The 6557-nt window shown below is 44.8% G+C and carries 5 protein-coding genes; all 5 read left to right on the top strand.

What is annotated here, in order from left to right; translation table 11 throughout:
* The first annotated feature begins 376 nt into the window (after positions 1–376).
* The 5 genes from murG to ftsZ all read left to right on the top strand — a co-directional run bounded on the left by murG (position 377) and on the right by ftsZ (position 6456).
* Positions 377–1441, top strand: a complete 1065-nt coding sequence (murG, locus tag HMPREF9444_RS06250; protein ID WP_083801134.1) for an undecaprenyldiphospho-muramoylpentapeptide beta-N-acetylglucosaminyltransferase — start codon at positions 377–379, stop codon at positions 1439–1441.
* 6 nt (positions 1442–1447) lie between these two features.
* Positions 1448–2884, top strand: coding sequence for a UDP-N-acetylmuramate--L-alanine ligase (gene murC / locus HMPREF9444_RS06255; RefSeq protein WP_040909336.1), 1437 nt, complete (start codon positions 1448–1450; stop codon positions 2882–2884).
* A 3-nt stretch (positions 2885–2887) separates the two neighbouring features.
* Entirely contained in the window at positions 2888–3694 is an 807-nt protein-coding gene (locus HMPREF9444_RS06260; protein WP_009143561.1) for a cell division protein FtsQ/DivIB, read from the top strand.
* A 10-nt stretch (positions 3695–3704) separates the two neighbouring features.
* The gene (gene ftsA, locus HMPREF9444_RS06265; protein ID WP_009143562.1) at positions 3705–5036 is read left to right on the top strand and encodes a cell division protein FtsA; all 1332 of its coding nucleotides are present in this window, start codon (positions 3705–3707) and stop codon (positions 5034–5036) included.
* Positions 5037–5109: 73 nt separating this feature from the next.
* Complete coding sequence (gene ftsZ / locus HMPREF9444_RS06270; protein WP_009143563.1) at positions 5110–6456, top strand: cell division protein FtsZ; 1347 nt, start codon at positions 5110–5112, stop codon at positions 6454–6456.
* The last annotated feature ends 101 nt before the right edge of the window (positions 6457–6557 follow it).

The following is a 6557-nucleotide window of genomic DNA, read 5'->3' on the forward strand; positions in this document are numbered from 1 at the left end:
TGTGATCTCAGTACTGTTCATCGTTTTGCCATATCATAATAGTTAAAAGTTAGCAAAAAATTAGCTGTAAATTTCAGATGGGTAAACTCGTTAAAAATTTTAAGGTGTTTTTTAAATCTAGCACGTTAGCTTTTTTATCAAATACATGTTGTTTTCTTTAGTTAAGAAGGCAGCAAAAAAGAAATAGGCACGTAAACGCCATCGGTATGATAGCTTGCTAAAGACTCTTAAGTTACCGGTAATTAACGCCATTTCAGCTGCCGTGAATTTGTCCCGTTAAGTCTATGCTAAAATTATCTATCCGACAAATAAGCTATAAATCAGTATTATTGCGGTTGTTAATATTTTTGTTGAGCTATTTTTAAGGCGTTCATCTGTGAAAAATAAGCGTGTACTTATTATGGCAGGCGGTACCGGAGGACATGTTTTTCCGGCATTGGCTATTGCCAAAAAGCTGCAGGAGCACGGCTATGAAATTTTGTGGTTGGGCACTCGCGGTCGAATGGAAGAAATGTTAGTCCCCAAACACGGGTTTAATATTGAGTACATTGATGTCAAAGGCATAAGACGCAACGGCCTTAAGGCAAAACTTACCGCTCCTTTTATGCTTATAAGAGCAATTCTTGAGGCGCTTGCCGTTCTAAGAAAGTTTCGTCCCGGAGTATGCATCGGTATGGGCGGATATGCGTCAGGCCCCGGTGGTGTTGCTGCATATCTTTTGCGTATTCCCCTTGTTCTGCATGAGCAAAATGCGGCGGCAGGTCTTACCAACCGTTTGTTGTTTAAGTTGGCCTCCCGTGTTCTTTTGGGCTTTCCCGGTGCTTTTACCGGCAGTAAGGTAAAGCTTGTCGGCAATCCCGTACGTGAAGAAATCATGGCTTTGCATGAATCAAAACGTGATTTTAACTACGGTAAATTATGCGTGCTGATTGTCGGCGGATCGCTTGGTGCTAAAGCTTTAAATGAAAAGCTGCCTGAGGCTTTAAAACAGTTTGGCGATAAGATTGATGTTGTGCATCAAGCAGGCAAAGGCAACTCCGAGGCAACTCTTGAACGTTATAATGGGGCTGCCTTTTCTTATCAGGTAAGTGACTTTATCCATGACATGGATAAAGTGTATTTATGGGCGCACCTTATCATCTGCAGAGCCGGAGCTTTGACTGTTGCCGAAGTAAGTGCGGCAGGTCTTCCGGCGATTTTTATTCCGCTGCCTACGGCCGTTGATGATCACCAGACCAAAAATGCCATGACTATGGTCAATGCCGGAGCGGCCAAGATTATTGCGCAGCAAGATTTAAATGATGAAAGTTTAAAGGCGGTAATAGAGCCTTTATTAAGTGATCGCTCTTTACTTGATAAGATGTCGCAAAACGCTCGTGCTCAAGCCTCATTGCATGCCACTGATGAAGTGGTTGAAGTCATTAATTCGTTAGTGAAGTAAAAAATGATGGAAAATGTAAAACAAGAAGTAGAAAAAGTATTTATCCCTTTGATGCACAAAGTTAAAAGAATTCATTTTGTGGGCATCGGGGGCGCCGGTATGTGCGGCATTGCCGAAGTATTGCGCAATGAGGGCTACAGCGTTTCGGGATCTGATATTGCTGCAAGTAAAGTGACCAAGCGTCTTGAAGATCTGGGAATAGACGTATTTATCGGGCATCGTGCTGAAAATATCGAAGGTGCTAGTGTCGTCGTCGTATCTTCGGCAATTCATCAGGGTAATCCTGAGGTTAACGCTGCTATTGAAAAACGCATTCCGGTGGTAAGACGCGCTGAAATGCTGGGTGAATTGATGCGCTACCGCTATGGCATCGCGGTAGCGGGAACTCACGGCAAAACCACAACTACAAGTCTTATTTCAAGTATTTTCGCAGAGGCGGGGCTTGATCCGACATTCGTTATCGGCGGACTGTTAAACAGTGCCGGAACCAATGCCCGTTTAGGCAGTTCACGTTACCTTATAGCAGAGGCGGATGAATCCGATGCGTCGTTCCTGCATCTGCAGCCGATGATGACGGTCGTTACCAATATTGAGGCCGATCATCTTGAAACCTATGGCGGTGATTTTTCCAAACTTGAAGATACTTTTATTGAGTTTTTGCATAATTTGCCGTTTTACGGTGTTGCGGTAGTATGCAATGACGATCCGGTTATCCGTAAATTAATGCCGCGTATCGGGCGCGCGGTAGTGACTTACGGAACTATAGAAGGAAGTGATCTGCAGGTTGTCGATTATGAGCAGAAAGAAGCCGGCAGTACTTTTACCGTATTACGTAAAAATGCTTCCCCGCTTAAGATTGAATTGAATCTTCCTGGAATTCATATGGCAAAAAACGCGGCGGCAGCTATTGCCGTTGCCATGGAAGAGGGAATTGATGACGATTCAATAAAGCGCGCTTTAAAGAATTTTGCTGGCGTCGGACGCCGCTTCCAGCGTTACGGTAAGTTAATGTCGCCGCAGGGAATCGTAAGTCTCGTCGATGATTACGGTCATCACCCGTCTGAGGTTCAGGCTACCATTGATGCGGTTCGCCGCGGCTGGCCGAATCGCCGTTTGGTTATGGTGTTCCAGCCTCACCGCTATACTCGTACCCGTGATTTATATGAAGACTTCATAAGAGTTTTGCAACAGGTTGACGAGCTTGTTCTGCTTGAAGTTTATCCGGCCGGAGAAGATCCGATTCAAGGCGCCGACGGACGCCATTTGTGCCGCTCGATTAGAGCCAAAGGCAAACTTGAGCCGCATTTTGCCCGTGACGTTGCCGAAGTTCCCGAGATTTTGGATCACATCGTTAAAGAAAACGATATCGTTTTAACTCAGGGGGCCGGCAATGTAGTGCAGGTGGCCGGGATCCTTAAGGACAGATGGAAGAACGGTCTGTAAGCGATGGAAAAGGTCCTGACATCAGCTCGACACCCCTATCCTAGACGTCGCGGGTTAAGCCGCGGCGGTTTTATCCTCGGCATTTTATTTTTTGTCGGGGTTGTCGTTTTGGTGGGGGTAGGTTTTGTGACCTTAAAGGGCATGATGACTTCCGATAAAGCGATGCCCGTACGGCAGACGGTTATTGACGGTGTTCTTAACGCGGTTAATAAAAAGGATATTGCCGATATTATCGGCAGAATGACGGCCGGAGAGAATATTTCAACACTTGATTTATCTCCGGTGCTCAATACGCTGTCGCAGATCCCGTGGGTGGCTCATGTTGAAATCGAAAAGCAGATGCCCGACACCCTTATAGTTTCAATAGTCGAGCATGAGCCTGCCGCTTTTTGGAAAAACGACGGTTTGTATGATGCTAAGACGCAATCGGTTTTCTATCCGGATTTGCGCCGCTTTAAGCGTTCTTTGGTGAAACTTAGCGCTTACCATGATAATTTGGCGCCTGAAGTTTACGCTAAAACCGTATTATTTATTAAAGAATTAAAAAGGGCTCCGCTGCAGCTTGTTGCGGTTAATCTTGATAACATTCGCTGTTATCATGTGATTTTATCCAACGGAACAGAGCTTGTATTAGGTCGCAACAATGATAATGATATTATTCTAAGACGTTTAAGACGCTTTGTTGATGTCTACCGTCAAACACAGATGAATTTGGATGAAATCAACTATGTTGATTTGCGTTATGACGTGGGATTTGCCGTAAATTACAAAAAAGAATCAGATACTAAGAATACAGAAAAGCAGGAGTGAAAAAGAGAAGATGCTGTTTTCACAGAATTCAGGAAAAAATCAAACGATGCGCCGCAGCTCTGACGCCCAGAAAGTTCTGGTTGCAATCGATATCGGCTCATCCATGATTCGCCTTATTGCCGGTGAAGTGCTTGATGACGGACAAGTAAAAGTTCTGTTTTATCGCGAGACCAAGTCTGCCGGTATCAGCAACGGTGCCGTAAGCGATCTGGCAGCTTTATCAAATCGTTTGTCAACATTGGTACAGGTGTTTGAGTCCGAGTTCGGAGTAAATTTAAGTCATTGCATTTTGGGTATAGCAGGCCGTTATATCGAGTCAAAAAATGCCAGCGGGGCTGCTACCGTTCAAAATAAGATCGTTTCTTTATACGATCGTGATAAGGCTATTGAAAATGCGCGCTCGATAAGACTTACCGACGGACATCATATAATTCATGTTATTCCGCAGTTTTATACCGTGGAAAACACTTCCGACATCACCAATCCTATCGGTTTGTCGGCAATGCGTCTTGACGTAAAAGTTCACATCATAAGTTGCAGCCGCGATCAGGAAAACAATTTCCGCAGTGCGATAGCAAAGATTTCACCTAATGTTTTAATCGATCATGTGGTGTATAACGGCATTGCAGCATCGGATGCCGTTTTGACTGAAGGCGAAAAGGAAATCGGTGTAGGTCTTATTGATTTCGGCGGCGGTACGGTTAACGTTACCGTATATGATCGTAAGCGCATGGTATTTTCTTTTGGCCTTGAGCGCGGCGGATCTGAGATTACGCGCAGAATTGCTACTTACTTTGCGCTGCCGTTATCTGTTGCCGAGCAGCTTAAAAATGAATACGGTGTAGCTTTCCCGCGCATGCTGTCGCCTGAAGATAAAAAACGTCGTTTTAAGATCACTTTAAATAACTCCGAAGAAGGAGAAGAGTGCATCGTAAGCAAGCTTGAGCTTGCGGATTTAATTTATCAGGGACTTGAAGATATTTTCTATTCAATCCGTGATCGCATTGAAAGCTTAAGCCGTAAAAACGGAATGGTTTTAAGTTTGGGGGCAGGTTTCGTTCTCACGGGCGGAATGGCCAAGACCAAAGGAATTGAGGAGCTTGCCGCTTATCGTTTGGCTCCTGATTCAAATTCAGTTGTGAAAGTTAAAATCGGAAAAGCCCGCGGCGTAACCGGATTTAAGGAAGAACCGATAGGCCCGGATAAGTCCGTGTGCGTAGGTATGCTGCGTTTTGGCAAGAGCGTAATGAATGAACGCAATTATGAAACGGAGCGCGCCGAACAGTCAGGAGTGAAATCAGTCTTTGGAAAAATTAAAGATTGGTTCTCACGTGAGCTGTAACTTCACAAGAATTTTTATGTAATAATAGGTTTAACACATAACAGGAATTTCCTGAAAATACAGAGAGAAAAATATGAGCGATTTTAGCGTTGAATCGGTTTCAAATACCTCAGGCGGAATGAGCAGATCTACCAATAATTGTGTTATACGCGTCATCGGTGTCGGCGGCGGCGGCAGCAATACCGTCCAGCACATGATTAATCAGAGCGTAGACGGTGTTGAATTTATCGCGGTAAATACTGATTTGCAGGCTTTGATGAAATCAACTGCCAATACCAAAGTGCAAATCGGTGTTAAGTTAACTAACGGTTTGGGCGCAGGATGTGATCCTAACGTAGGCCGCAAGGCAGCCGAAGAAAGCAAGGAAGATTTAAAGAAGCTTCTGCAGGGATCCGACATGGTGTTTATCACTGCAGGTATGGGCGGCGGTACCGGTACCGGTGCGGCTCCCGTAATTGCTGAAATCGCTAAAGAGACCGGAGCCTTAACCGTAGCAGTCGTCACGAAGCCGTTCCGTTTTGAAGGCCGTCGTCATATGTTAAACGCCGAATCCGGCATTAACGAGCTTAGCAAGCATGTTGACTCTTTAATCGTTATTGAAAACGATAAGCTGTTAAAGAATTTAGGCGCCAATATTTCAATTATCAGCGCATTTAACGAAGCAAATGACGTTCTGTATCGTGCTGTCAAGGGCATTACCGAATGCATTACCACATCGGCTTACATTAACGTTGACTTTGCCGACGTTCAGACCATTATGCGCGGACGCGGCCATGCCATGATAGGCAGCGGTGTAGGTCAGGGTGCCAACTTTGTTGAAGATGCTATTCAGCGCGCCATTCACTCTCCGCTTATCGAGCAGGTTGATATTTCTTCTGCAAACGGCTTACTTGCATTCTGTAAGTTAAATCCGAATTTCCCGATTATCAAGTTCAGTGAAATCTGTGATGAAATTCAGAGCTATGCCGATGCTGAAGCCGATTGTGTTTACGGTTTGGCTTTTGATGAAAATATTGCCGAAGATCAGATTTCCATTACTATCCTTATTACCGGCATTTCAGGATCTGATATCCCCGGAGCAGAGAGCCCGGCAGCAGTAGGCCGCCCGGCAAATCAAAATCGCGGCGGTCGTAATTTCGTTCCCGGTCCTGAAAAAGTAGAAGGAGGCTTCTTTGCTTTTTCACAAAAGCAGAATGCCTCACGCAATGAACCGCAGCCGCATATGGCAAACTTCGGATCAGCTCGTCCTGCCGATCCGATTGATTTCGGTTCGCATGCCGCTCTTGATAATGCAAATGCAGCCGCAAGCTTTACCGATGAGGATGTAGAAGAGGTTAAGATTAATCCTTCATACTCCAATGATTCTCCTTCTGAAAATATTTGGGAAGTTCCGCCGATTTTACGCAATAAGGCTGATTAATTTCGTCTTTATTTAGTTTAAGAGAGTTTGCTGAAAAGGCAGGCTCTTTTCTTTTGGTGCCCGAAAACCCGAACTCTGCTCATTTTTGTATATCTATCAGC

It is taken from the genome of Succinatimonas hippei YIT 12066 (assembly GCF_000188195.1).
Classification (GTDB): domain Bacteria; phylum Pseudomonadota; class Gammaproteobacteria; order Enterobacterales; family Succinivibrionaceae; genus Succinatimonas; species Succinatimonas hippei.

Excerpts from the sequence above, each read along its gene's own strand:
- HMPREF9444_RS06260 (WP_009143561.1), top strand. The coding sequence starts at position 2,888 with ATGGAAAAGGTCCTGACATCAGCTCGACACCCCTATCCTAGACGTCGC.
- ftsA (WP_009143562.1), top strand. The coding sequence starts at position 3,705 with ATGCTGTTTTCACAGAATTCAGGAAAAAATCAAACGATGCGCCGCAGC.
- ftsZ (WP_009143563.1), top strand. The coding sequence starts at position 5,110 with ATGAGCGATTTTAGCGTTGAATCGGTTTCAAATACCTCAGGCGGAATG.
- murC (WP_040909336.1), top strand. The coding sequence starts at position 1,448 with ATGGAAAATGTAAAACAAGAAGTAGAAAAAGTATTTATCCCTTTGATG.